The sequence below is a fragment of the Bradyrhizobium sp. USDA 3262 genome, assembly GCF_054060035.1.
In genome coordinates this window covers 344,551-369,213 of sequence record NZ_JBSSCT010000001.1, presented here as the reverse complement: position 1 = coordinate 369,213, position 24,663 = coordinate 344,551, and the positions used below count along the sequence as shown (strand labels likewise).

The following is a 24,663-nucleotide window of genomic DNA, read 5'->3' as shown; positions in this document are numbered from 1 at the left end:
AGGAACCTGGGAGGTCGTTATCATGACGTCAGTCGCAAAGCGCCCCTATCGCGGCGTCTTCCCCGTGGCGCCGACCATCTTCGACGCCAGCGGCAATCTCGACCTCGAGGGGCAGCGGCGCTGCGTCGACTTCATGATCGACGCCGGCTCCCACGGCATCTGCATCCTCGCCAATTTCTCCGAGCAGTTCGTGCTGACCGACGCCGAGCGCGAGACCGTGATGCATGCGGTGCTCGAGCACGTCGCGGGCCGCATTCCCGTCATCGTCACCACGACGCATTTCTCCTCGGCGGTCTGCGCTGAGCGCAGCCGTCAGGCGGAGGCCGCCGGGGCCGCGATGGTGATGGTGATGCCGCCCTATCACGGCGCGACCTTCCGCGTCGGCGAGCCGGGCATCTATGAGTTTTATCGGATCGTGTCGGATGCCATCAACATCCCGATCATGATCCAGGACGCGCCGGTCGCGGGCACGCCGCTTTCGGTGGACTTCCTGGCACGGATGGCGAAGGAGCTCGCCAATATCAGGTACTTCAAGATCGAGGTGCCGATGGCGGCGAACAAGCTTCGCGGCCTGATCGAGAAGGGCGGCGCCGAGATCGAGGGGCCGTGGGACGGCGAGGAGGCGATCACGCTGATGGCCGATCTCGATGCCGGCGCCACCGGTGCGATGACCGGCGGCGGCTATCCCGACGGCATCCGCCAGATCATGGATCCGTTCCTTGCCGGCCGGCGCGACGAGGCGGTGCGGGCCTATGCGCGCTGGCTGCCGCTAATCAATTACGAGAACCGCCAATGCGGGCTGCAGGCCTGCAAGGTGCTGATGCGCGAAGGCGGCGTCATCAAGTCCGATGCGGTGCGCCACCCGCTGCAACCGCTGCATCCCGCGACCCGTGCGGGCCTGATCGAGATCGCGCGGTCGCTCGATCCGGTCGTGCTGCGCTGGGGACGCTAGAGCTCCTAGACCATGGTGAAATTAGGTTGGATCGACTTGGCCTCGGGTTCGGTGCACCTCTCCCTTGGGAGAGGTCGATTTGCGCAGCAAATCGGGTGAGGGGTCACGGTCTATCGAGAGAGCAAGAGCCCTCACCCGGCGCTACGCGCCGACCTCTCCCCAGCGGGGAGAGGTGAAACCGAGATCGCAGCAAGCCGATTTAACCGAAACTCATCCCGCTCTACGCGTCCCACGTCACCGGCAAATCCAGCAGGCCGCGGAACGCCCAGCCGCCGATCCGCGCCGGCTTGTGCTCGATCAGGCGCAAATTCTTCAGCCGGTTGAAGATCGCGGGCAGCGCGACGTCGGCGACCATGGCGCGCGAGGCCCAGGCGCCGGCGCAGAAATGCGGGCCGGCGCCGAACGCGATGCTCTTGCCGGCGTCGCGGCGCACGTCGAACGCGTCGGGCTTGTCGAAGTGTTTCTCGTCGCGGTTCGCCGAGCCGAACATCAGGAACACGCGCTCATTGGTCTCGAATGCGACGTCCCTGATCGTCCAGGGCTTTGCGATCCGCCGCGGCGACATCCCGATCGGCGAGATCCAGCGCGCATATTCCTCGAACACCTGCAGCCACGGGATCGTGCCGCTCGTCGCCAGCGCAAGCTGGTCGGGATGGGTCAGCAGCGCCCATACCGTGCCGGCGATCGCATCGCGCGGCTCGTTCTGGCCGCCCGAGATCGCAAGCTTGATGTTGGCGCGCACGCTCTCCATCGGCATGTCGGTCTGCAGCATCACGCCGAGCAGGCTGAGGTCGGGCGTCTTGCGCAGCCCAGGGACCATGTCGTCGATCGCGGCATCGATCCCGGAGGTCGCCGCATTGCAGCGCGCCTCGATCGCGGGATCGCCGACATAATTGGCGATGCCGTCGATCATGCCCTGCGACCACGCGTTCATGTCCTGGAAGCGCATATTGGTGAGGCCGGTGATCGACTTCAGGCACTCGGCCGAGAACGGCAGCGCGAAGGCCTGCACGAAATCGACCACGCCGTCCGGCTTCAGTTCGTCGAGGATGCGCGTCGCGTGCGCTGCGAACTGCGCGGTCCAGTGCGATCTGACGGTTTTTGGCGAGATCGCCGGAAAGATCGCCTTGCGCTCGTTCATGTGCGCATCGCCGTCCTTGCGCATCATGTTGTGGCCCATCAGTTTGTTCATCAACCCTTCCGGTTGATGCGACGAGAACACGTCGATCTGCTTCTCCGAGATGAAGATGTCGTCGCGGCTGCACAGCAGAGTGCTGCCGAGCTGCGGCACGAAGGCGATCGGCGCCTCCTTGCGCATGCGCGCCAGCGCCGGGTAGGGGTCCTGCCAGAAGGCGGGGACGTCGATGTCGAAATGGGGCGCGGTGCTCACGACGTGATCTCTGTTTGGCCTCAGGTTTTCGAGCCGAGCATAGGCCGGGCGGCGCGGCCCGTCTGTCCCCACCGCTGGGGACAGCGGGGGCGGGGTAGGGCAATCGCATATGACGCTTCGGCGGCTACGGAGGTAATTTGGCCTCGTGGTTCGAGACGCGCCGCAAGCGGCGCTCCTCACCATGAGGGTCTATTGTTGTGCCGCAAAACAAGACCCGTCATCCTGAGGAGCGCGCCGAAGGCGAGCGTCTCGAAGGATGGCCGCGAGGACGCTGCCCGACAGATCCTTTTATAGGAGATCGCTCTGGGGGGCCGCCGTTCAAGGTCCCGTCAGTTCAGGCTGCACGCGGACGCCATCAGGCGCAGCGCGATCGCGAACAGCTCGTTCTGCGAGGAGATGCCGAGCTTGTCATAAGCACGCTTGCGATAGGTGAGGGCGGAATGCAGCCCGATGCCGAGCTCGGCGGCGATCGCTTCCGAGCTGAGACCGGAGAGGATGCGCAGGCAGACTTCCTTCTCACGCCCGGTCAGCCTGGCGAGCGGCTCAGCCGTTGCAAACAGGATCTTCAACCGCTCGATCGGATCAACATCCGCTGCCGGGTCGCGCTGGAAATGCCGCGCCACGGCCGCCGTCAACGCCGGCGCGACCGCGGCCAGGCGCGCGATCTCCTCGCGGCTGAAGCGGCCTTGCGCGGTGATCTGGTAGAAGTTGACATAGAAGCAGGTGTCGCCGGTCCAGATCGCGGAGGCGAACTTGTCGACAATGTCGGAGTCGTCGAAGAAGATCTTGCGGTAGCCGTCGCTGTACATGCGGCGGGCGAAGGTCGGCAGCACGATCGGTGCGGCCTGCGCCCGTCCCTCGAACACCGCATCGCGGTTCGGGTCGGCCTGATGGAAATGTTCGGAATAGGCGATCCCGAGGTCGCGCCCGGTCGGGATGTTGCCGACATCGAGCAGGCACGCGGCGGTCCGCGGGCCGGTGAACGAGAACACCATGCAATGACCGACACCGGCGACGCGGCGGAGCGCGCCGATCAGGGCCTCTGGAAAGCTGTCGCGGCCGATCGCCAGCAGCGCCGGCGTGATGTCGCTGACGACAGAAGTCTTGAAGGCGTAATCTGCCTTCATGGCGTCCTCCCTGTGTTTCGGGAAGACTAGAGCCTTTTCCGTTCCGATGGAATCGGAACGGGGCTCTGGATTCTTTGTTTTGACGCGTTTTCTTGACGCGAACCGGTATCCACTTCGCTCGAAAACGCTCCGGCAGCGACATCGCCGGCGTGGAAGCGGCGCCTCAGGCGCCCGGCACCTGGTCGAGGAAGCCGGTGATGCTCCTGATCCGGCCGTCCTTCAGCATGGCGAAGTCGGTGCCCTTGATCGGGCTGTCGACGCCGTCAGGGCCAAGGCCCCAGGAGAATCGGACATGGTCGCCGAAGCCGTTCGGCTCTCCGATCAGCTTGAAGCGGAAGTCCGGAAACTTCTGCTGCACGCCGGCGATCAGCGCGTCGACGCCCTCATGGCCGTCGCCGCTCATCAGCGGATCGATATAGCGTGCATCGGCGGTCCAGTTCTCGCTCAGCATCTCGCGACGCCGGCTTGGCGTCCGCTCGTTCCAGAGATCGATATAGCGGCGGGCGATGGTGGCATGGTCGGTCATGGTGCTCTCCTTCGATAGTGCCGGACTGTGCGGCGGTCCGGACTATCGAAGGTTCGCGTGCGCCGATCGATTACCTCGCAGGTCATCGCGCAGGCTATGGTGCGATCGTCAGCACCGCCTTCATGTTGGGATGGTAGCGGCAGTAATAGTCGACCGTGCCGGCCTTGGTCAGAACCGACTTGACCGTCTTCTTCGGCGCGATCGTCACGTCGAAGTCGCCGTTCTTCGCGGTGGCGGTGTGGGCGAACACGTCCTTGTTGACCCATTCGATGGTGTCGCCAACCTTGGCCGACTCCTCGGCCGGCGAGATCACCAGATTTTCCATCACGATCTGGATGGTGGCCGCATGCGCCGGGACGGCCATCGCGCCGAGCGCGAGCAAGGCCAGCGTTGCGAGACAGCGTCCTGACAACATCACGCGCCTCCTTACTTCAAGCTGGCCGCGACGTGTTCGGCATGCTGCTGGTGGCCCTGGAAGATCTTCAGGCCGGTCTGCAGCAGGCTCTTCAGCTCGGGATTGCTGGCCGAGGGAATCAGCTGCGTCTCCAGCGCGGTGTTGACGGCCTTGTGGTAGGCGACCTCGTTGTCGATATAGGCCTTGTCATAGGCGGCGCCCTTCAGCTTGCCGAGCTCGGCGAGCTTGTCGGCCGCCTGCTTCGACAGCGTCTTGCTGGTGTCGTTGTCCTCCGGCGTCACTTTCAGCTTCTTGACGAGGTCGAGCGCCTGCTTGTTCACCGCCTCGTGGTCGCGCGCCATGTCCTTGGCGAACGCCTTGACCTCCTTGTTGGAGGCCTTCTCTTCCGCCTGCTTGGCGGCATTGATGTCGATCACACCTGCCGTATAGGCGATGTGTGCGATCTGCGGATCGGTCGGCTTTGCGCCCTGCGCCAGCGCAGCGCAGTTGAGAAGGCTGAGCGCGGCGACCGCGATACTCAATCGAACGAACATGGTTTGAAACTCCTGTTGAGCCGGGCGTAGCGCGCGGCGCGTCGTTGCTTGCACAGGAGTTGGATGGCGCGGACGAGCAGAGGTTCCCGAAAAATTTCAGGCCGTGGCGCGGAGCCGTTTCAGAACCGCCTCGGTCAATCGCTCGCAGCGTTTGCCCGCGAAGGGAAAGGCCTCCATGACGACGGGACCGATCTTCCGCTCGACATTGTCGCGTAGCATGGTGCGGGCGCGGTGCAGGCGGGTCTTCACGGTTTCCGGCTTGAGGCCGAGGATCTCAGCGGTCTCCTCGACATTCATGCCCTCGATCACGCGGGTGATGAAGACGAGGCGGAACGCCTCCGGCAGCTCATCGATCGCGTGCTCGACGACGTGCTGGATCTCACGCTGGGCCATGGATTTTTCCGGATCGTCTGTTGACGACAGGGGGAACTGGATGATCTGGGCTTCAGGAGCGCCTTTCGGCAGATCGGACCATTCGACGCTGCTGTGCCTGCGGCGCAGGCGGCCGAGCGCCTCGTTCATTGCGATCCGCGACAGCCATGTCGAAAGGCTGGAGTCGCCGCGGAACTGGTCGAGATGGGTAAAGGCGCGCACATAGGCGTCCTGAACCACGTCCTCGGCCTCGTGGTCGTTGCGCAGGATGCCGCGCGCCAGCCGGAACAGCCGGCGATTATTCGCCTGCATGATGGCGCGGATTGCGGCTTCGTCGCGGGCAAGCGCGCGTTGCACGAGCTCGGCATCGCCCGAGCTGGTCGGCGGCAGGGACGTTACATGGGCCTGGCGCATGGCGGGGTCGCCCTCACTGTTGGCGGAATAATACCATTGGATGCCAAATGGCCGTACAGGTTCCCGGGAAAATGGTGATCGGCCAAAAAGACCCCTACGGCCTGATATAGGCCTCCGGATCGCCGCGCGCATGCGCCTCCATCGCGTCGAGGAAGCAGCGCACCTTCGCCGGGACAAATTGCCGCGCCGGCAACAGCGCGTGCACGTTGAGCGGCTCGCAGCCATGATCGGGCAGCAATCGCCGCAACTGGCCGGCCGCGACCGCGGCGCGGGTGTAGCTGGCGGTGACCCGCAGCACGCCATGGCCGGCGAGCGCTGCCTGCAGGCGGACATGGGCATTCGAACTGGTCAGGCGCGCGCGATCGACCGCAAGATGCTCGACCGCGCCGCCGGGAGCGGTGATCGCCCATGGCGGATCGCTGGGGCCGGTCAACAGCGGCAGCTTTCTCAGATCATCCAGGGTGCGTGGCTCGCCGAGCTTGTCGAGCAGCGCGGGTGCTGCGAACAGGCCGCGCTCGAGCGTGAAGACGCGGCGGATCACGATGCCGGCCGACGGCAGCGGCGCCTCCAGCATCGCAAACACGATGTCGTAGTTCTCGGCGATCGGGTTGACGATGTCATGCTCGACATCGATCCGGATCGCGAGCTCGGGGTAGCGGCCCATCACCGCGCAGGCGACCGGCCCCGCATGATGCGCGCCGAATTCATAAGGCGCCTTGATGCGCAGCGTGCCCGCGACCGCGCTCGACATCGCCAGCGCCTCGCTGTGGGTGTCGTGCAGCGCGGCGAACAGCGGGCGTACCTTGCGATAGATGGTCTCGCCGGAATCGGTCAGCCGCAGGTGGCGGGTGGTGCGCTCGATCAGCCGCAGTCCGAGATTGGCCTCGAGACGCTGCACCGCAGCACTGAGGCTCGATTTGGGATGGCCAAGCACGCGCGCGGCGGCCGTGAAGCCGCCATGCTCGACAACCTCGCAAAACAGCTCCCAGTCGCGCCACTCCATGGCCGATTGTCCATCCACCGGTACAGTGTGTCCAGCCAAATCGGATTATCCCGATGACCGCAATCACCTAACCTCGTCGCAACCAAATCTTGATCGGGAGGGTGAGATGGCTGACGACGGAATTTTCCTGCGCAACACCTGGTATGTGGCGGCGTGGAATCACGAACTGATCGACGGCAAGATGGTCGCGCGCACCATCCTCGAGCGGCCGATCGTGCTCTATCGCGGGTCGAGCGGGAAAGTCGTCGCGCTCGACGACCGCTGCTGCCATCGCGCCGCGCCGCTTTCGATGGGGCGCATCGAGGGTGACGACATCAGGTGCATGTACCACGGCATGAAGTTCGCGGCTGACGGCAAATGCATCCAGATTCCCGGCCAGGACACGATCCCCGCCAAGCTCGGCGTGCGCAGCTATCCCGTGGTCGAGCGCTACAATTTGATCTTCATCTGGACCGGCGATCCGGAGAAGGCCGATCCGAAACTGATCCTCGACTATCCGCCGCTCGAGGATCCCAAATGGCGCGGCCTGCCGGGCTACATGCACTACAAAGCCAACTGGCTCCTGATCGTCGACAATCTCAGCGACTTCGCGCATCTTGCATTCGTGCACACCAACACGCTCGGCGGTTCCGAGGAGTACGCCTACAAGACCAAGCCGGTCGCGATCGAGAAGCTGGACGACGGCTTCCGTGTCGAGCGCTGGCACATGGCCGCCGAGCCGCCGCCCTACCACAAGAAGGTGATCCCGAACAAAACCGACAAGATCGATCGTCGCAATATCGGCCGCATGATCGTGCCCGGCATCTTCACGCTCGACACGACGTTTGCGCCGGCGGGGCAGGGTGTCGAGAAGGGCGTCCAGGTTCCGGGCACGCGGTCCTATCGCAACGCGCAGTTCATGACGCCGGAGACGCGCTCGACCACGCACTTCTTCTGGAATTACCTGCACGATTTCGACATCGACAACCCGAACATCGCGCTGTCGCTGCGGCACAGCCTCGAGGAAGGGTTCAACGAGGACAAGGATATCATCGAGGCGCAGCAGCGCGTGTTCGACGCCGATCCGGACTATCAGCTGCTCGCGATCGGCGCCGATGCCCCGCTGACCTATTTCCGCTGGCTGTTCGCCCGCAAGCTCGAGGCGGAGAAGGGCACGGCGCGCGCCGCCTAGAGCATGATCCGGAAAAGCGTGAAGCGGTTTTCCCAAAAGATCATGCTCAAACAAGGAGCTAAAGCGCGATGATGATTCAACCCAATCTCATCGCGCTTTAGTCCGCTGAAACGACGACTTTTGCTGCTTGGCAGCAAGCCGCGCCGGGGTCGCGAGATCGTGACATCCCGGCGTGGCTGCCGCTCCAGCCCGTTTGGCGTAAACTGTTCCGACCTGAATTTGTCGGCTCTTGATCAGCGTGAAGGTGACCCGCGTTGGCCAGACCATCCCGGTAGCGATCAATCGGTGAATGAGCTTGCCCGAAAAGACGGATCCATCGGATCGAAGTGCGAGCACCAGCTGGGCGCAGGACGCCTGGCTATGGCCGTTTGAAGCCGCGCGATTGGCGCTGGACATCTACTCGCAGTGGTACCCCAATCGTGCGCCCGAGCCGACAGATTCGCCGGGCGAAGTGGCGGCGCTGCCCTGGACGACAGCTCATTCGGTGGCGCTTCAGCTGCCGTCGATGTGCGTGCTGGATTTCTCAAGAGCGGCCGAAGGCCTGCCGTTGCTGGTCTGCGCGCCCTATGCGCTGCATCGCGCGCAGATTGCGGATCTTGCCCCCGGCCACAGCCTGATGGAGGCGTTGCAGAAGGCTGGCGTTGCGCGTCTCTATCTCACGGATTGGCGCTCGGCGGCATCGGAGATGCGATATTTCTCGATCGACACCTTTCTGTCCGATCTCAACGTGGCCGTCGACACGATCGGGCCGCCGGTCGACCTTGCAGGTCTCTGTCAGGGCGGCTGGCTGTCCTTGCTCTATGCGGCGCGCTTTCCCGGCAAGGTGCGGCGGCTTGTGCTTGCCGGCAGCCCGGTCGACGTTTCGGTGCCGTCAGAGCTTTCCAGGATGGTCGCCTCGCTGCCGCAGCAAGGCTTCGAGGCGCTGGTGCGTCAGGGGGATGGGATTGTCAGTGGCAAGCAGATGCTGAAGGTCTGGAGTATCCCGTTCAGTATGCTTGATGTGGAAGCGGCGCTGCAGCGACGGCTCGACCGCAAGTCGGAGGATGCACGGGCGCTGCTCGACCGTTTCACGCACTGGGACAGCGATCCCCTCGATCTGCCGGGTACCTACTACCTTGAAGTGACCGACTGGATCTTTCGCCAGAACCGGATTGCGGCCGGACACTTCGTCGCGCTTGGCCGCAAAATCGATCTTGCTGCGGTGAAGCTGCCGGTCTTCCTGCTCGCTGCGGAGAACGACATCGTCGTTCCGCCCGATCAGGCGTTTGCGACGATGCGGCTGCTGGGCACGCGGCCCGCGTGGCTGCAACGAGAGACCGAGCCGTGCAGTCACCTCGGCCTGTTCATGGGCCGCGGGGCTTTGGCCGGTTCGTGGCGTCGGATTGCCCGCTGGCTTCAGTCTGATCTCGGCGAGACCGCGAGCGAGCGATCGCGGATCAGCGCGTGAGGTGTGATGTGAAATGCCCCGAACTGCGATTTTGCAATCCGGGGCATCCGACATCTATCGCGACTTGCGGCGCGCTTACTTGTCGCGCTTACTTGGCCGCGACGACCATGATCTCGACATTGTACTGCGGCGCCGCCAGCTTGGCCTCGACGGTGGCGCGGGCCGGGGTGTTACCCTCCGAGACCCAGCCGTCCCACACCGCGTTCATCTCCGGGAACGTCTTCATGTCGGTGATGTAGATCGTCGCGCTGAGCAGCTTCGACTTGTCGGTGCCGGCCTTGGCGAGGTGGCCGTCGATGATCGACAGGATGTCCTTGGTCTGGTCGGTGACGCTGCCGCCCGCGGCCTTGCCGGCGACGACGCCGGCGAGATAGACGGTGTTGCCGTGCACGACGGCCTGGCTCATGCGCGGGCCGGTTTCGAAACGCTGAATGCTCATTTGGGTCTCCACTGAATGGCGGGCATGTCTATAGCGTTTTCAAGCGAAGTGGCTACCGGTTCGCGTGAAGAAAACGCGTCAAAACAAGAGATCGACAGTTTTGGTTCTGATTTGATCAGAACCAGACCTCTAGCGCGTCAGGGCGACCGCCGCCACTGCGCATTTTGCAGCGCGCACCTCATGGAAATCGCGGTCCAAAGCGTGATGAGATTAGGTCCAGCTGGAACGGCGCCGAAGGTTTACCTCGCCCCGCCGGGGAGAGGTAAACCGAAATCGCGGCAAGCAGATTTAACCAAAACACATCCTGCTTTAGGGCGTGGACTCCATTAGCGCGCAACCAAATTCGGATTGATGCGAATTTGACGAACGCCTGTCGAGGAACCTTGCTGCCGGATCTGCGTTCGGAGATTGCTGGCGGGCTCGAACATCAAACCCATGGGGGAGACCATGGGACTGTCCTGGCAACAAGGTCCACTCTCAACGGGAGCAATCGGCCGGTTCCTCGTGCCCGAACCGCTGCCCAAGAGATTGTTCTACGCCGAGCGGTTGCGCCGGCGTATGCGCGTTCGCTTCGGGGGGACCTGGATCGCCGATAGCGAGAACGTCCTCCTGTTCTTCGAACCGGGCCGCTATCCGGTCGCCTATTTTCCGGAGACCGACATTTCCCCGCGCGTCCTTGAACGCACCGAGCATACCACCCAACACGCCGATCTCGGGCTCACGTCTTGGTACAGCGTCCGGGCCGACGAGCAGCACGTCGCACCGCGAGGGGCATGGCAGCACACCAGCCTTCCTCCCCATGCGAGCGAACTGCAGGCACACGTTGCGTTCGCTTGGCGGGCTATGGACGCTTTCTACGAAGAAGACGAGCGAATCGTGGGCCATGCCGCTGACCCCTACCACCGCATCGATATCCGCCGCGCTTCCCGTAACCTCGTGGTCCGCCATGGTGACCGGATCATCGCCGATACCAAGCGGCCGCTCGTCCTCTACGAGTCCGGCTTCGCGCCGCGCTGGTACGTTCCACGCGCCGACATCGATGAGTCCGCCCTCACTCCCGTGAAACTCCAGACCTTCTGCCCATACAAGGGGCTCTGCAGCTACTACTCCATCGATGAGGCACGTCTGGCGGCATGGTGGTATCCTGACGCCTATCCCGAGGTTCGCCGCATCTCCAACCTAGTGTCGTTCGAACCGGATATCGTCTCGGTCCATCTCGATGGCACCCAGCTCCATCTCGAGCCGGGCCAGGCGGTGGTTGCGCATGGCCCAGATCGCAACATCGACGTTTCCGAGGTGGTCCATGAGCCAGATGGCGGCGGCTAGGAAGCACCTTCGGTCGCTATCAAAGTGGAGCGGGACATGGCGCGACTGCTGTCGGTGAACGTCGGACTGCCGCGTGATATCGAATGGAAGGGCCGCACTGTACATACCGGGATCTGGAAAAATCCCGTGCGTGGCCGTTGTCGGGTCGGCCGGTTGAATCTGGATGGAGACGGTCAAGGCGACCTGAGCGGCCACGGGGGTGAGCAGCGAGCCGTCTTCGTCTACCAGATCGAATCGTATCGCTACTGGCAGGAACAGCTGAAGAGGAACGACCTCGTCCATGGACAGTTCGGCGAGAACTTCACGATTGAGGGATTACCCGACGATGCCGTTGGCATCGGCGACCGTTATCAGATCGGCGGCGCAGTGTTCGAGGTCACTCAGCCCCGCGTGACCTGCTATCGGGTCGGCATCCGGATGAACGAGCCGCGGATGCCGGCATTGCTGACATTCAGCGGCCGTCCGGGGTTCTACTTCCGCGTCCTGCAGGAAGGCGAAGTATGCGCCGGCGACGAAATCATGAAGGTGGGAGAAGCGAATGAGCGAATGACGGTCGCAGAGATCAACGCGCTTCTCTATTCGCCCAATCATCCACGCGATCGATTGGAGCGCGCCTTGCGGATCGAGACGCTTTCACGCGGATGGCGCGTGTCGTTTGAGGCGTTACTGCAGAATCAGACGACTGGCGCGGGAAGCGGCAACGCAGGGCTCGCGCCGGCAGCGGCTGCGCATCCGGTTGCACCAGGATTTCAGCCGCTCGCGGTGGCAGCGATAGATCAGGAGTCCGCGGACGTCCTCTCCCTGTCGATGCGGCATCCGGACGGTCAGCCGCTGCGACAGGCTCTGCCTGGTCAGTACGTGGTCTTGCGTCTTCGACGGATCGGCGGCGGCCCGCCACTCTTTCGCAGCTACTCGCTCTCGGGTCCCCTCTCGACGGAGCGCTACCGGATCAGCGTGAAGGTCGAGCCGGATGGGGCGGCCGGAACCTACCTGCGGGAGCATGTCCGCATCGGCGATGTTCTCGACGTCAGCTCGCCGCGGGGAAGCTTCATTCTGCAGTCGGGAGTGCGGCCCGTAGTGTTGCTCAGCGCCGGAATCGGGGCGACGCCTGTGCTGGCGATGCTGTACGCGCTGGCGGCGGGCGGCTCGACACGGCAGGTCTTGTGGCTGCACACGGCTCGCGACCGGCAGCACCATCCATTCGCCGCCGAAGTCCGCCGACTCATGCCCGCACTCACCCGCGGCCGCAGCTATGTCTGTTACAGCCGGCCAGGCTCGCGCGACAAAATGGGCGAGGATTTCGACGCTACCGGTCACCTGTCGCGATCGGTCTTCGACAAGGTCGGCATCCCGCGAGAGGCGGATGTCTACCTCTGCGGGCCGACTCGCTTCATGGCAGACATGAAAGAGGCGCTCGCAGCCTTGGACGTGGCGCCGGAGCGGATGCATGTCGAAATCTTCAACGGCAGCGAGTCGATGACTCCTGGTGTCGTCGGCCCAGCGACGCGAACTCCACATCTGCCCAGGGACGACGCCAACACCGGTCCGCTGGTATCGTTCGCCCGAAGTGGCATCGCCGTACACTGGAAGGCGTCAGCCTACCAGAGCATTTTGGAGCTGGCCGAGGCGTGCGACGTCCCGGTCCGTTGGTCGTGCCGGACCGGTGTCTGTCACAACTGTGAGAGTGGTTTGGTTTCGGGCGAGGTCGCCTATGGACCCCAGCCACTCGAGAAGCCCGCCGACGGCAACCTTCTCGTTTGCTGCTCACAACCGATTCGTGACGTCGTGATCGACTTATGAATCCTGGCCGGATTTCGGTTTCCGACCGAGGGACCGCCACGGTTACTTGGAAGAGGAACCCGCCGCAAGTGGAAGATCAGGGCGGCGAACATCAGACCAAAGAGGAGTCGCGGCGCGATGAACACAACCAGCAAAGCAGTCGTGAAGCTCTCAATTGAGGTGATCACGTTGCCGGTGAGCGATGTCGAGCGAGCGCTGCGGTTCTATGTCGACCAGGTCGGCTTCACGCTTGATGTCGACTATTCGCCGAATGACGCGTTCCGCGTCGTGCAGCTCACTCCGCCGGGCTCGAGCTGCTCGATACAGATCCGTCGCGGAGTCACCGACGCGCCCGTCGGATCAGTACGCAATGTCTATCTCGTCGTGACCGACCTTGAAACTATGCGGAGCGGCCTGCTCGAACGTGGGGTCAATGTCAGTGAGGCCCGGCACAAAACACCCATCGATGCCTGGGACGGAGGTTTCGCAACCGGGCTCGACCCCACGCGCAGGGATTACGCCAGCTTCGCCGATTTCTTGGACCCGGATGGCAACAGCTGGGTGCTACAGGAACGAGGTTACCGCAATCTGTGACGTGTTGTGGACGCTTCGCGACGTTGGCCATGCGCGGCGTCGTAGAAGCATCCAGGAGGAGGTCGGGACGGATACCTTTTCTAGGTTCTTCATTCTCGGCCCCTGTCGATGACCTCTAGAGGGAAAGGAGTTCCCATGCGCGCAGTCAGCTACAGGAAAGTAGATGTCGATGGCATAGGAGTATTCTACCGCGAAGCTGGGCCGAAGGACGCGCCGACGATCCTGCTGTTGCACGGCTTTCCCACTGCCGGCCACATGTTTCGCGATCTCATCCCGCTCCTTGCGGATCAGTTTCGCCTCGTCGCTCCCGACCTGCCCGGGTTTGGCCAGTCCGACATGCCGCCGCGGAGCGCCTTCGTTTACACATTCGAGAATATCGCGAACGTAATCGATCGCTTCGCCGAGGCGATTGGTCTCCATCGCTTCGCGATTTACGTCTTCGACTATGGTGCCCCCGTCGGCTTTCGCCTCGCCGTTCGGCATCCGGATCGCATCACCGCAATCATCTCACAGAATGGCAACGCGTATGAGGAAGGGTTGAGCGAGGGCTGGAGTCCCGTTCGGAACTATTGGCAAGAGCCGTCTCCGTCCAACCGAGAAGTGCTCCGCAGCTTCCTGGCACCAGAGACGACGCGCTGGCAGTATACGCACGGTGCGCCAGACGTGACCGCGATTTCTCCGGACGGCTATTCGCTCGACAACTTCTATTTGGCCCGCACAGGCGCCGACGAAATTCAGTTGGATCTCTTGGGCGACTACAAGAGCAACGTCGCGCTGTATCCGACTTTCCAAAACTATTTCCGGGCTCACCAGCCACGTTTCCTGGCCGTCTGGGGAAAGAACGATCCCTTTTTCCTGCCACGCGGTGCCGAGGCGTTCAGGCGCGATATTCCCGGCGCCATGATCCATTTCTTCGAAACGGGCCACTTTGCGCTTGAGACCCATGTGAGGGAGATCGCGACAAAGATCCGCGAATTCTTAGCACTTTGAATCTGCAACGACATTGTTCCGGGTTTCCATCGGAACATGTTGGACGATGCGAAGGCGCTGCAGCGTCGTCTACCAAATGACGCCCTCAGGTCGTTATGCGTGGCGCCGATAAGACACTATAGCCCGAATCAAAGTCGCGGCAGAACGACCTGGAATAGCTGCTTCTGCTCGGTGTGCTGCTTCTGAGCCTAAGTCGGTTCTGGCCTCAGATAGACGATGAGACAGCAGATGCAGATTCCAAGGCCGACAAGTGGGTACCTCAGCGCCGCGACTGCTGCCACACCGAAGAGGCACAACGTCGTCAGCGACCGCACCCGCATGATCCTGCGCACCTTTGGTGGGATGTCCCCGTGTGGCGTCCGATCGATGAGCTCCCAGATCAGCGCGATATAGGTCGCGTTGACCAGAAAGAAGACCGCCGCGTAGAAAGCCACCGGCTGTGGCGCGAGCTCGCTCACCGCCATCCAGGCCGTGGAGAGCGGAAGCAGCGACATCGAAAACAGATGCGCAAAATTAAACCACAAGAGGCTCGGCGTAGCCTCACTGGCGTAGCGCATCAGGTGGTGGTGATTGACCCAGACGATCGCGATGAAGACGTAACTCACCGCATAGCTCAGCCAGGTCGGCCAGAGAGCCAGCAACGCTTCGAAAGTGGGCCTCTCGGGCGGTCTCAATTCCAACACCAGCACCGTGATGAGCACGGCGAACACACCGTCGGAGAACGTGCTCAGTCGCTCCGGTGTCGCTCTTTGCAGCACGGTCCGCCCTCCTATCGCGCGAAGCTAGGTGAGGTTTGCAGAGCAAGCTGTTTGCGTCAATTGGCCAGCGGCCGCGCACAGGGCCACAGGTCGCCCACCGAATCCAGCACGTCAGCGGCCGGTCTAGGTGGTCCGTGATTTTACAACAGTCTGCGGCAAAGAGGCCAGGAACAACACGGCGCAGACACAAAGCAAGACGATATCCTTGAATAGAAACTCGCCAGTCAGATTCCAGGCCATTGGGTCGGTCGACAGGCTCCATTTGACGACCCCCGGCGTCGTGAAGAATCGAACTCGAGGCCGTGCGACATGGCGATCCGCAGGAAAACCAGTCGAGCGACTTTCGCTGGGCCTAACAAGAACGCAGCTACGAATGATTTTCGGCTATTGACAGTGATCGTGCAAACACCAGCCAGGCTGGGTTGACCGCTTCTGGCCCATCGCGTCATTTTTCGATGCGGAATTTGATCGCTACCGGGGCATAGTGGACTCTTGCGAGCCGTCAGCCCGGCCGAATTATGGGTGCACGGACCTAGGTTACTGTCTTCAGCGCGTTCGCCCAGCGCGCGAACAGCGCCACTCGCTCGGCCGGCCAGGCGCCGTCGCAGGGCATGGTCCCGGCCTCGAGCCGTGCCAGGATTTGCTGACCGTGTCTGGCGACATCCTCCTCCTTCCAGAGATCGAAGGCGAACAGCATCGAACTGCGATCCATCGGTCGGAACAGCGGCCGGATGTGCTGTTCGAACTGCACGGCCTCGTCGGGACCAGGGAGTGCCACGCTGATCTCGTTCGCGGCCTGCGCATCGCTCGCGGTTGCGGACGGCCGTGCGGCCGGCGTTGCGTTGCAGACCCACCACCATCGCGGCACCGGCATGTTCCGCGGCGGTGTTGCGCCGACACCGGAATTCTCGACCGCGATCCGCGAGCCCCATTCGATATAGGCGACGAAGGCGGCGCGGAATTCCGGATCGGTCGGCAAGCCGGCATCGTCGGCGCTCTGCACCATGTAGGTCGCCCACAGCGCGCGCTGCTCCGGCCGGATCTCCTTGCCGATGTGCTGCGATACCATCCGCCGATAGCCGCCATAGCGTTCGGTGTAGAAGCGCGGGCCGCCGAACACCTCGCTGAGCCACGCCGCCACCCGCTCGGGATGGTCCGGCGACATCTCGGCGAACAGCGGCCCGAGCAGCGGATCTTCCGGCACGTAACGGCTGTAGAAGATGCGCGTCATGTCGAGCAGCGCCGGATAGCCGCCGGCCCATTCGAACAGCGTCGGCTCGCGCATCGGATCGGGAACGGGATCGCGAAACGCAACGCTCCAATGCATGCCGCTGCAAAACGGCTTGTTCAGCGATGCGCCGCAGCGGCACAGGCTGACGTGCTCTTGCGACGCGCCCGCGTTCTGTGTGATCGGCGCGCCATCCTCATCGACCAGTTCGACATCGCCGGTGACGCGATAGGGCCCGTCTTTCGACACTTCGATCTGCGGCGGCCTGCTGACGTCGGACAGGTTGGCGCTCCGCTCGGGGCCAATGCCGATGCCAAGAGCTCCCGATGGGCACCTGCGCACCGCGTTGATGAGATCGTCCAAGCGCGCGCCGCTCGGCGCAATGAACGGCTCTTCGTCGAGACGAAACACGGAGGCGAGCCGGTCGGTGCAGAAGCCGGAATGCGCGCAGGTGCCGCGATTGTCGAACACGAACGCCTGCTGCCCGGCATAGACCTCGAGCCTGTCCGCTACGCGCCGCGGATCCCTGGCGTCGGTGAAACCGCGCGCGACGTGGCTGTCGTCGCAGAATGGCCTGGTCTGCGACTGTCCGCAGCGGCAGAGCCGCATTGGGGCCTCCGTTGCGATCGGCACGCCGAGATGATCGACGATCGGAATGTCAGGGTCGGGTTCGTAGGGCCCGTTGCGTCTGACGATGATGCGCTTGCGCGGCTGTTGCTTGTCGCTTGGACACTGGGCGGAATTGTCGTCTGTCATGCCTTGCAATGATCCCTGAACTCGCCCAACCCGTGCCAAGCGTGCTTAGATGGATCGATGGCGGCTCTCAACGAACCAGATGGAAAGTGCCGCGGGAGAGTTGCAATGATCCGCAAGACCAAGCGCAAATATGGTTGCCCGGTCGAGTTCTCGATCGACCAGCTCAGCGGCAAATGGAAGACGGTGATCCTGAGCCGGCTCAAGGTCCGGCCGATGCGCTACGGCGAATTGCGCCACGACATCCCGCAGCTCAGCGACAAGGTGTTGACCGAACGCCTGCGCGATCTCTGCAATTCAGGCTTCGTCAGGCAGGAGCGTGGCGGCGGCTCCTCGCGCTATTGCCTGACCAAGCGCGGCGAGATGCTGAAGCCGATGCTGCAGGCACTCTACGATTGGGGCGAGGCCAACGCCGATACGTTCGGCGTCCGCTTCCTCGGCGCGGAGGCGGACTAGAGCAAGATGCGCAATTTCGGAATATTAGAAGAATGCGTCTGAGTTGCCCGACGTGTCAAGTTGCTTGGTCGAACGCCGGCCACCGCCGGCACCTTTGCATGGGGTTGTTTTCGATATTTTGCCGGCGCCCCCGGCGACGGTCGCATAAGCACCAGTCCAGAGAGCGGATTTCCGGCGGAACCTTAATCAAGGAAAGCCCGTTGTCGCGGGACGTTGGGGGTAATCAACACAAGGAATAGTCATGCGCATCCGCATCTCTACGGCGTCCGTCATCGTTGCGGCGCTCTCGCTCGGAACACCTGCTTGGGCGCAGGTGCAGGGAACGCAACCGAAGGCGATGCCGCAGGCTCAATCTGATCAGCCCACCGCCATCCGGAGCATCCAGGTCGTGGACATCAAGGAACTCAAGCCCGACGCCCGGTCAAAGGTCGAGGCAGTCGTCGCAAAGGCAAGCGAAGACGACCTGCGGAACCTTCGCGGTTCCATCGACGCGTCTGAAGAAGCAGTGTCCGCGCTGAAGGCGAAGGGCCTCAGCTCGGCACAAGTTGTCGCGGTCAATCTCACCAACGGCATCCTGACGCTTTTCACCAAGACGGCCTGAACAAATTCGGACTCAGCAAATCGAGGCCCGCCGGTTCTGGCCGGCGGGCCTCGACGACCGCATCAGGGAAAGGCGCGCCCTAGTTCACCGCCTTCGCTGCCGCGCGCCCTGCGTTGCGGCCCGAGAACAGGCAGCCGCCGAGGAACGTGCCTTCCAGCGAGCGATAGCCGTGCACGCCGCCGCCGCCGAAGCCGGCGGCTTCGCCGGCCGCGTAGAGGCCGCGGATGATCTGGTGATCGTTGCCGAATACACGCGAATCGAGATCGGTCTCGAACCCGCCGAGCGTCTTGCGGGTGAGGATGTTGAGCTTCACCGCGATCAGCGGGCCGTGCTCGGGATCGAGGATGCGGTGCGGCTTCGCGGTGCGGATCAGCCTGTCGCCGATATAGCGCCGCGCATTGTGCAGGTTCATCACCTGCGCATCCTTGACATAGGGGTTGGTGATCTCGCGGTCGCGCGCCTCGATCTGCGCCTTGATGGCGTCGAGCTGCAACAGATCGTTGCCCGCGAGCTTGTTCATGGCACTGATGAGATCGGCGAGATTGTCGCGCACGATGAAGTCGGCGCCGTGCTGCTTGAACGCCTCCACCGGCGCCGGCGCGCCCTTGTTGGTGGCGCGCTTGATCGTCATGCGCCAGCTCTTGCCGGTGAGGTCGGGGTTCTGCTCGGAGCCGGACAGCGCGAACTCCTTCTTGATGATGCTCTGGGTCAGGATGAACCACGAGTAATCGTAGCCGGTGCCCATGATGTAGTGCAGTTGCCCGAGCGTGTCGGAGCCCGGGAACAGCGGCGCCGGCAGCCGTTTGCCTGACGCGTCGAACCACAGCGACGACGGTCCCGGCAGGATCCGGATGCCGTGACGCGGCCAGATCGGGTTCCAGTTCCGGATGCCCTCGACATAGTGCCACATGCGGTCGCGGTTGATCAGCCGCCCGCCCCGCAGCCTCGGTGATGCCGATCATGCGGCCGTCGACATGTTCGGGCACGCCGGAGATCATGAATTTGGGCGGCTCGCCGAGCCGCTTCGGCCAATTCTGCCGCACCAGATCATGATTGCCCCCGATGCCGCCGGACGCGACGATCACGGCCTGCGCGCGGAAGGAGAAATCGCCGACGACGTTGCGCGAGGAACTCTTGCCGCGCTCGACCGAGGTCGGTTCCAGGATCACGCCGCTGACGCCGTCGACCGCACCGTTGGTGACGCTGAGCGCATCGACGCGGTGACGGAACTTGAATATCAGCCGTCCGCTCTTCGCGGCCTCGCGCGCGCGGCGCTCGAACGGCTCGACGATGCCGGGTCCGGTGCCCCAGGTGACGTGGAAGCGCGGCACCGAATTGCCATGGCCCATCGCGTCGTAACCGCCGCGCTCGGCCCAGCCGACCACCGGGAAGATGCGATGGCCCATGGCGCGCAGCCAGTCGCGTTTCTCGCCCGCCGCGAATGCGACATAGGCTTCAGCCCATTTGCGCGGCCAGTAATCCTCCTCGCGATCGAAACCGGCGGTGCCCATCCAGTCCTGCAGCGCGAGGTCGACCGAATCCTTGATGCCGAGCCGACGCTGCTCCGGCGAATCGACCAGGAACAGGCCGCCAAACGACCAGAAGGCCTGGCCGCCGATGCTCTGTTCCCCTTCCTGGTCGAGCACGATGACGCGCTTGCCTGCTTCGGCAATCTCGGTTGCGGCGACGAGACCGGCAAGCCCCGCGCCAACCACGATCACATCTGCATCCTCAGCCATGTTTGAGTCCCCCGCTCCCATCGGGATTCAAGACCGCCTCATTGCGTGCGGTCAACGCCAAATGGACCTTGCCTGTGGCGGCGGAGCACCAAGCACGCGCGCCACGCTGTTCCAGTTTGGGACCTTTCCCCAGTCCCACTGCAGCGTGCGCGCAACACCCAATTTGAATTTGTTTTGACCGGCTTCGCTCGTCTGGACAAAAATACGCGCGCGCAACACGCTCACGATTGTCTTGCATCACAGACCAAACAGATTCGGTTTCGACTGGGGCTGGCCAAAATGAAGTTGATGACGGGGTTGCTCGCTGCGGTTCTCCTGCTGGCGGGAATGGGGACGTCTCAAGCTGTAGTCAGGATCGCCGACGATCGCGGCGGCAAGATCGGCGTCTATGTCGACAGGTATCAGGACCTGCGGACTTCGGGCGAGACGGTCATCATCGACGGGCTGTGCGCCTCGGCCTGCACCATCGTGCTCGGCAAGGTTCCTCACGACCGGATTTGTGTGACCTCGCACGCCAGCCTCGGCTTCCACGCAGCCTGGGACTACGGCGACAACGGCCGCCCGGTCCCCAATCCCGAAGCCACCCATATGCTGTACCTGATGTATCCGCCGGCGGTACGCAGATGGATTTCGGAGCGTGGTGGCCTGACCCGGCGCATGATCTTCCTGCGCGGCAAGCAACTGCAGGCGCTGTACAAGCCGTGCTACCTCAACGCCCAGGCCTCGGCGCCGAAGCCCGCGCACTAGGCTCCGGCTGCTTCTCTGTTTGCCCCTCGTCGGCCATTGGCCTGGTCATACGCCGGGGGATGGACCAGCAGGCATCGGAATCGCTCGCCATCATTTGACGGCCTGCGACCGCCATTGCGCTTGCTGCCTGCCGGAACCGGGCTTATCTCAGCCTCATGGTTCAGCCGATCTCCACCCGATCCGAGCTCGTAACGGCTCCGCAGGGCCGGGTAGCGTCTGCGATCCTGTGGGGTGCGGCCGCTATCGGCGGATTGGCCCTGCTTGCCGCCGCCGCGCTCTGGTTCCACTACGGGACCGCGGTGTTTTTCGAAATGATCACGGCCGGCATCTCTGCCTGCTTCTGACAAGGACGCTCTCGCATCATGCCCCGGACCACGCGCCCATTGGTGATCTTCGCTGCCTTCGCGGGCAGTCTGGCGGTCGGCTTGTTCCTCATGCTGTGGGCGATCGGCGGCTTGCGCACCGTTGCCGCGCCGGCCGCGATCGGCGGGTCGTTCCAGCTCACCGACCAGTCCGGCCAGACCGTCACCGACAAGAATCTCCAGGGCAAGCCGACCCTGATTTTCTTCGGCTTCACCCATTGCCCGGACATCTGCCCGACCTCGCTGTTCGAGATCTCGGAGGTCCTGAAGGCGATGGGCAAGGACGCCGATCGCGTGAATGCCTATTTCGTCTCGGTCGATCCGGAACGCGACACCGCCACCGCGATGAAGGATTACCTGTCGAGCTTCGATCCGCACCTCAAGGGCCTGACCGGCGATCCCGCCGCGATCGCCAAGGTGCTGTCGAGCTATCGTGTCTACGCCAAGAAAGTGCCGCTGAAGGATGGCGACTACACGATGGACCACACCGCGCTGATCTATCTGATGGACCGCGACGGTCATTTCGTCGCGCCGTTCAATCTGAAACGGACGCCGGAAGAGGCGGCGACCGATCTCAAACGGTATCTCTGATCGCCCTTTCCGGTTCAGAATTAACCCAATCGGCGCTCGCTTCAGGCGCTGATTCGGCTATAAGCCGTTCAATTTCCTGAAATTGCCGGTTATGCCAGACCTGTCCGCCCAGCTCTTTGCCGTCCGCTCGCGCCAGCTTCGCCCGGCCGCGGGGATGCTGGCGGCCATCCTGCTGGCTATGGCAGGGCCCGCGATTGGGCAGACGCCGCCGGTACAGGCGCCGGCGGCCAAGACCGCCCCTGCACCGGCTCCGCCCACGAGACCGGCCCCTGCACAAACGGCGCCTGCAACGCCCCCGGCAGCGACTGTTCCGTCGGCTCCGGCCATGCCGCCCAAGGCCACCGAGGCCGCGCCGCAGGCGGTGCCGGGTTTCTGGGACCCGCGGCGCCGGCCGGACCGCCCGGACCTGTCGCGCCTCACCGTGATCCGCTTCCTGACCGAGACCGACTATCCGCCGTTCAATTTCACCGGTCCCGACGGCAATCCGGCCGGTTTCAACGTCGACCTCGCGCGCTCGCTCTGCGACGAGATCAAGGTCACCTGCACCATCCAGATGCGCCGCTTCGAGACCCTGATCGATGCCCTGGCGACCAACCGCGGCGATGCCATCATCGCGTCGATGGCGGTGACGCCGCAGCTGCGCGCCAAGGTCGATTTCACCGATCCCTATTACCGCGCGCCGGCACGCTTCGTGTCGCGCCGTGACAACGCGATGCCGGAAATCCGCCCGGAATATCTCGAGGGCAAGAAAGTCGGCGTCATCGCCGGTACCTCGCACGAGGCCTACCTCAAGGCGATGTTCACCGACGCCGAGATCCATTCCTATCCGGATAACGACGCGCTGCGCGCGGCGCTGCGCCGCGGCGAGGTCGACTTCATCTTTGGCGATGCGATCTCGCTCGCGTTCTGGATCAACGGCACCGATTCCGCCGAATGCTGCGCGTTTGCCGGCGGTCCCTTTGTCGAGAGCCGCTATTTCGGCGAGGGCGTCGGCATCGCCGTCCGCAAGGGTAACGATCTGCTCCGGCAGTCGCTGAACTGGGCGCTGTTCCGGATCTGGGAAAAAGGCCGCTTCACCGACCTGTGGCTGCGCTATTTCTCGGTCAGCCCGTTCTGAGTTCGTCATTCCGGGATGGTCCGTAGGACCAGACCGCAGGGGTGCAATTGCACCCCGGGGAATCTCGAGATTCCGGGTTCGATGGTGCGCATCGCCCCGGAATGACGACAAACTTCCCGTCGTTTTGCATTTTGCCGCGAAAGCGTTAGTTTTCGCGGCCTTTTTGGAGAGAACCTGAGGAATGTCCGTGATTGATCCTTCTGCCAGCCCGAGCGACCTGCGGGCGCTCGCCGAACAATCCAACGCCTGGCCGTTCGAGCAGGCGAAAGCGATTGTGGCGCGGCTGAAGAAAAATCCCAAGGACGAGGTGCTGTTCGAGACCGGCTATGGCCCGTCGGGCCTGCCGCATATCGGCACTTTCGGCGAGGTGGCGCGCACCACGATGGTGCGCCACGCCTTCCGCGTGCTCAGCGAGGACAAGATCAAGACCCGCCTGCTCGCCTTCTCCGACGACATGGACGGCCTGCGCAAGGTGCCGGACAACGTGCCGAACAAGGAGCTGCTGGAGCAGTATCTCGGCAAGCCGCTGACCAAGGTGCCCGATCCGTTTGGCACCCATCCGAGCTTCGGCCAGCACAACAATGCGCGGTTGCGCGCCTTCCTCGACCAGTTCGGCTTCGACTACGAATTCGCGAGCTCGACCGAGTACTACACCTCCGGCCGCTTCGATGCCGCGCTGCTGCGCATGCTGGAGCGGATCGAGAAGGTGATGGCGATCATGCTGCCGTCGCTGCGCGAGGAGCGCGCGGCAAGCTACTCGCCGTTCCTGCCGATCTGTCCGCGCACGGGCCTCGTGCTCTACGTGCCGGTGACGGCGCACGACGCCAAGGCCGGCACGATCTCCTACGAAGATCCCGATACCAAGGAGAGCGTCACGGTTCCTGTCACCGGCGGCCGCTGCAAGCTGCAATGGAAGCCGGACTGGGCGATGCGCTGGTACGCCCTCGGCGTCGACTATGAAATGGCCGGCAAGGACCTGATCGACTCGGTGAAGCTCTCGGGCAAGATCTGCTCGGCGCTCGGCGGCACGCCGCCGGAAGGTTTCAACTACGAACTGTTCCTCGACGAGAAGGGCCAGAAGATCTCGAAGTCGAAGGGCAACGGCCTGACCATCGACGAGTGGCTGCGCTACGCCTCGCCGGAGTCGCTATCGCTGTTCATGTATCGCGAGCCCAAGGCGGCGAAGCGGCTCTATTTCGACGTCATTCCGCGCAATGTCGACGACTACCAGCAATTCCTCGACGGCTTCACGCGGCAGGAAGCGCGGCAGCAGCTGCAAAATCCGGTCTGGCACATCCATTCCGGCAAGCCGCCGCAGGCCGATATGCCGGTCACCTTCCAGCTGCTGCTGACGCTGGTGTCGTCGTCGAACGCGGAGAATGCCGAGACGTTGTGGGGCTTCATCGGCCGCTACCGGCCGGGCGTGACGCCGCAGACCCATCCGAAGCTAGACGCGATGGTCGGCTACGCCATCAACTACTATCGCGACTTCGTGGCGCCGACCAAGCAGTTCCGCGAGCCGACCGACGGAGAGCGCGCCGCGCTGCAGGATCTGCGCGATGCGCTCGCCAACATGCCGGCGAACGCGAGCGCGGAAGACATCCAGAACGTGGTCTATGAGATCGGCCGTCGCGAGCCGTTCCTCGACATGGTCAAGAAGGGCAAGGACGGCCGTCCCGGCGTCTCGCTCGACTGGTTCAACATGCTCTACCAGGTGCTGCTCGGGCAGGAGAAGGGCCCGCGCTTCGGCTCCTTCGTCGCGGTCTACGGCGTGCAGAACGCGGTCAACATGATCGACGGTGCGCTGGCGCGGTCATCGTAGGGATCGCGCCG

At 63.5% G+C, this 24,663-nt stretch carries 23 protein-coding genes and 1 pseudogene; 13 read left to right on the top strand and 11 right to left on the bottom strand.

Translation table 11 applies throughout. From position 1 onward, the window contains the following. Positions 1-22: 22 nt before the first annotated feature. Positions 23-952, top strand: a complete 930-nt coding sequence (locus ACVWYP_RS01750; protein ID WP_304497515.1) for a dihydrodipicolinate synthase family protein — start codon at positions 23-25, stop codon at positions 950-952. Positions 953-1,172: 220 nt separating this feature from the next. Here ACVWYP_RS01750 and ACVWYP_RS01745 read toward each other — a convergent pair whose 3' ends face one another. The 7 genes from ACVWYP_RS01745 to ACVWYP_RS01715 all read right to left on the bottom strand — a co-directional run bounded on the left by ACVWYP_RS01745 (position 1,173) and on the right by ACVWYP_RS01715 (position 6,732). Further along, the gene (locus ACVWYP_RS01745; RefSeq protein WP_304497514.1) at positions 1,173-2,342 is read right to left on the bottom strand and encodes a cytochrome P450; all 1,170 of its coding nucleotides are present in this window, start codon (positions 2,340-2,342) and stop codon (positions 1,173-1,175) included. Between the two features lie 329 nt (positions 2,343-2,671). Beyond that, positions 2,672-3,469: a helix-turn-helix transcriptional regulator gene (locus ACVWYP_RS01740; protein ID WP_304497513.1), complete on the bottom strand. Its 798-nt coding sequence runs from the start codon at positions 3,467-3,469 to the stop codon at positions 2,672-2,674. Between the two features lie 163 nt (positions 3,470-3,632). Then, entirely contained in the window at positions 3,633-3,995 is a 363-nt protein-coding gene (locus tag ACVWYP_RS01735; RefSeq protein ID WP_028339048.1) for a nuclear transport factor 2 family protein, read from the bottom strand. A gap of 94 nt (positions 3,996-4,089) precedes the next feature. Then, positions 4,090-4,410: a cupredoxin domain-containing protein gene (locus ACVWYP_RS01730; RefSeq protein ID WP_304497512.1), complete on the bottom strand. Its 321-nt coding sequence runs from the start codon at positions 4,408-4,410 to the stop codon at positions 4,090-4,092. Between the two features lie 11 nt (positions 4,411-4,421). Then, positions 4,422-4,943: a DUF4142 domain-containing protein gene (locus ACVWYP_RS01725; protein WP_304497511.1), complete on the bottom strand. Its 522-nt coding sequence runs from the start codon at positions 4,941-4,943 to the stop codon at positions 4,422-4,424. Positions 4,944-5,039: 96 nt separating this feature from the next. Beyond that, a complete protein-coding gene (locus ACVWYP_RS01720) occupies positions 5,040-5,729 on the bottom strand; it encodes an RNA polymerase sigma factor (RefSeq protein WP_028339045.1) in 690 nt (229 codons plus the stop codon). 94 nt (positions 5,730-5,823) lie between these two features. After that, positions 5,824-6,732: a LysR family transcriptional regulator gene (locus ACVWYP_RS01715; RefSeq protein ID WP_304497510.1), complete on the bottom strand. Its 909-nt coding sequence runs from the start codon at positions 6,730-6,732 to the stop codon at positions 5,824-5,826. A gap of 106 nt (positions 6,733-6,838) precedes the next feature. On the opposite strand from ACVWYP_RS01715, the gene ACVWYP_RS01710 reads away from it, so the two are divergent. Further along, positions 6,839-7,903, top strand: a complete 1,065-nt coding sequence (locus tag ACVWYP_RS01710) for an aromatic ring-hydroxylating dioxygenase subunit alpha (protein ID WP_304497509.1) — start codon at positions 6,839-6,841, stop codon at positions 7,901-7,903. A gap of 451 nt (positions 7,904-8,354) precedes the next feature. Further along, positions 8,355-9,350 (top strand): alpha/beta fold hydrolase, encoded by a 996-nt coding sequence (locus ACVWYP_RS01705; RefSeq protein WP_304500414.1) that lies wholly within the window; start codon positions 8,355-8,357, stop codon positions 9,348-9,350. 88 nt (positions 9,351-9,438) lie between these two features. Here the strand turns inward: ACVWYP_RS01705 and ACVWYP_RS01700 are convergent, their stop codons facing one another. Beyond that, a complete protein-coding gene (locus ACVWYP_RS01700) occupies positions 9,439-9,789 on the bottom strand; it encodes a RidA family protein (protein ID WP_028339041.1) in 351 nt (116 codons plus the stop codon). A gap of 447 nt (positions 9,790-10,236) precedes the next feature. Here ACVWYP_RS01700 and ACVWYP_RS01695 point away from each other — a divergent pair, with 447 nt between their 5' ends. The 4 genes from ACVWYP_RS01695 to ACVWYP_RS01680 all read left to right on the top strand — a co-directional run bounded on the left by ACVWYP_RS01695 (position 10,237) and on the right by ACVWYP_RS01680 (position 14,478). Then, entirely contained in the window at positions 10,237-11,115 is an 879-nt protein-coding gene (locus ACVWYP_RS01695; protein ID WP_304497508.1) for a DUF427 domain-containing protein, read from the top strand. Positions 11,116-11,151: 36 nt separating this feature from the next. Then, positions 11,152-12,915 carry an MOSC and FAD-binding oxidoreductase domain-containing protein gene (locus ACVWYP_RS01690; RefSeq protein WP_304497507.1) on the top strand — a complete coding sequence of 588 codons (1,764 nt, stop codon included), beginning with the start codon at positions 11,152-11,154 and terminating at the stop codon, positions 12,913-12,915. A 117-nt stretch (positions 12,916-13,032) separates the two neighbouring features. Next, positions 13,033-13,488, top strand: a complete 456-nt coding sequence (locus ACVWYP_RS01685; protein WP_304497506.1) for a VOC family protein — start codon at positions 13,033-13,035, stop codon at positions 13,486-13,488. 135 nt (positions 13,489-13,623) lie between these two features. Beyond that, positions 13,624-14,478, top strand: coding sequence for an alpha/beta fold hydrolase (locus tag ACVWYP_RS01680; RefSeq protein WP_304497505.1), 855 nt, complete (start codon positions 13,624-13,626; stop codon positions 14,476-14,478). Between the two features lie 188 nt (positions 14,479-14,666). Here the strand turns inward: ACVWYP_RS01680 and ACVWYP_RS01675 are convergent, their stop codons facing one another. Both ACVWYP_RS01675 and ACVWYP_RS01670 read right to left on the bottom strand, forming a co-directional pair. Next, positions 14,667-15,236: a TMEM175 family protein gene (locus ACVWYP_RS01675; protein ID WP_304497504.1), complete on the bottom strand. Its 570-nt coding sequence runs from the start codon at positions 15,234-15,236 to the stop codon at positions 14,667-14,669. Positions 15,237-15,768: 532 nt separating this feature from the next. Beyond that, positions 15,769-17,220 (bottom strand): CDGSH iron-sulfur domain-containing protein, encoded by a 1,452-nt coding sequence (locus ACVWYP_RS01670; protein WP_304497503.1) that lies wholly within the window; start codon positions 17,218-17,220, stop codon positions 15,769-15,771. A 105-nt stretch (positions 17,221-17,325) separates the two neighbouring features. Between ACVWYP_RS01670 and ACVWYP_RS01665 the strand changes: the two genes are divergently transcribed. Next, positions 17,326-17,673: a winged helix-turn-helix transcriptional regulator gene (locus ACVWYP_RS01665; RefSeq protein WP_194458128.1), complete on the top strand. Its 348-nt coding sequence runs from the start codon at positions 17,326-17,328 to the stop codon at positions 17,671-17,673. A 241-nt stretch (positions 17,674-17,914) separates the two neighbouring features. Continuing rightward, positions 17,915-18,274, top strand: a complete 360-nt coding sequence (locus ACVWYP_RS01660) for a hypothetical protein (RefSeq protein ID WP_038384505.1) — start codon at positions 17,915-17,917, stop codon at positions 18,272-18,274. Positions 18,275-18,353: 79 nt separating this feature from the next. Here the strand turns inward: ACVWYP_RS01660 and ACVWYP_RS01655 are convergent. Beyond that, positions 18,354-20,013, bottom strand: a pseudogene (locus ACVWYP_RS01655) (FAD-binding dehydrogenase). Positions 20,014-20,292: 279 nt separating this feature from the next. Between ACVWYP_RS01655 and ACVWYP_RS01650 the strand changes: the two are divergent. The 4 genes from ACVWYP_RS01650 (at position 20,293) to ACVWYP_RS01635 (ending at position 24,652) form a co-directional block, all read left to right on the top strand. After that, complete coding sequence (locus ACVWYP_RS01650) at positions 20,293-20,760, top strand: hypothetical protein (protein ID WP_028339032.1); 468 nt, start codon at positions 20,293-20,295, stop codon at positions 20,758-20,760. 362 nt (positions 20,761-21,122) lie between these two features. Continuing rightward, on the top strand, positions 21,123-21,713 hold the full coding sequence (locus ACVWYP_RS01645; protein WP_304497501.1) for an SCO family protein: 591 nt from the start codon (positions 21,123-21,125) through the stop codon (positions 21,711-21,713). A gap of 91 nt (positions 21,714-21,804) precedes the next feature. After that, positions 21,805-22,830 carry a transporter substrate-binding domain-containing protein gene (locus ACVWYP_RS01640; RefSeq protein ID WP_304497500.1) on the top strand — a complete coding sequence of 342 codons (1,026 nt, stop codon included), beginning with the start codon at positions 21,805-21,807 and terminating at the stop codon, positions 22,828-22,830. Between the two features lie 181 nt (positions 22,831-23,011). Beyond that, the gene (locus tag ACVWYP_RS01635) at positions 23,012-24,652 is read left to right on the top strand and encodes a lysine--tRNA ligase (RefSeq protein WP_304497499.1); all 1,641 of its coding nucleotides are present in this window, start codon (positions 23,012-23,014) and stop codon (positions 24,650-24,652) included. The last annotated feature ends 11 nt before the right edge of the window (positions 24,653-24,663 follow it).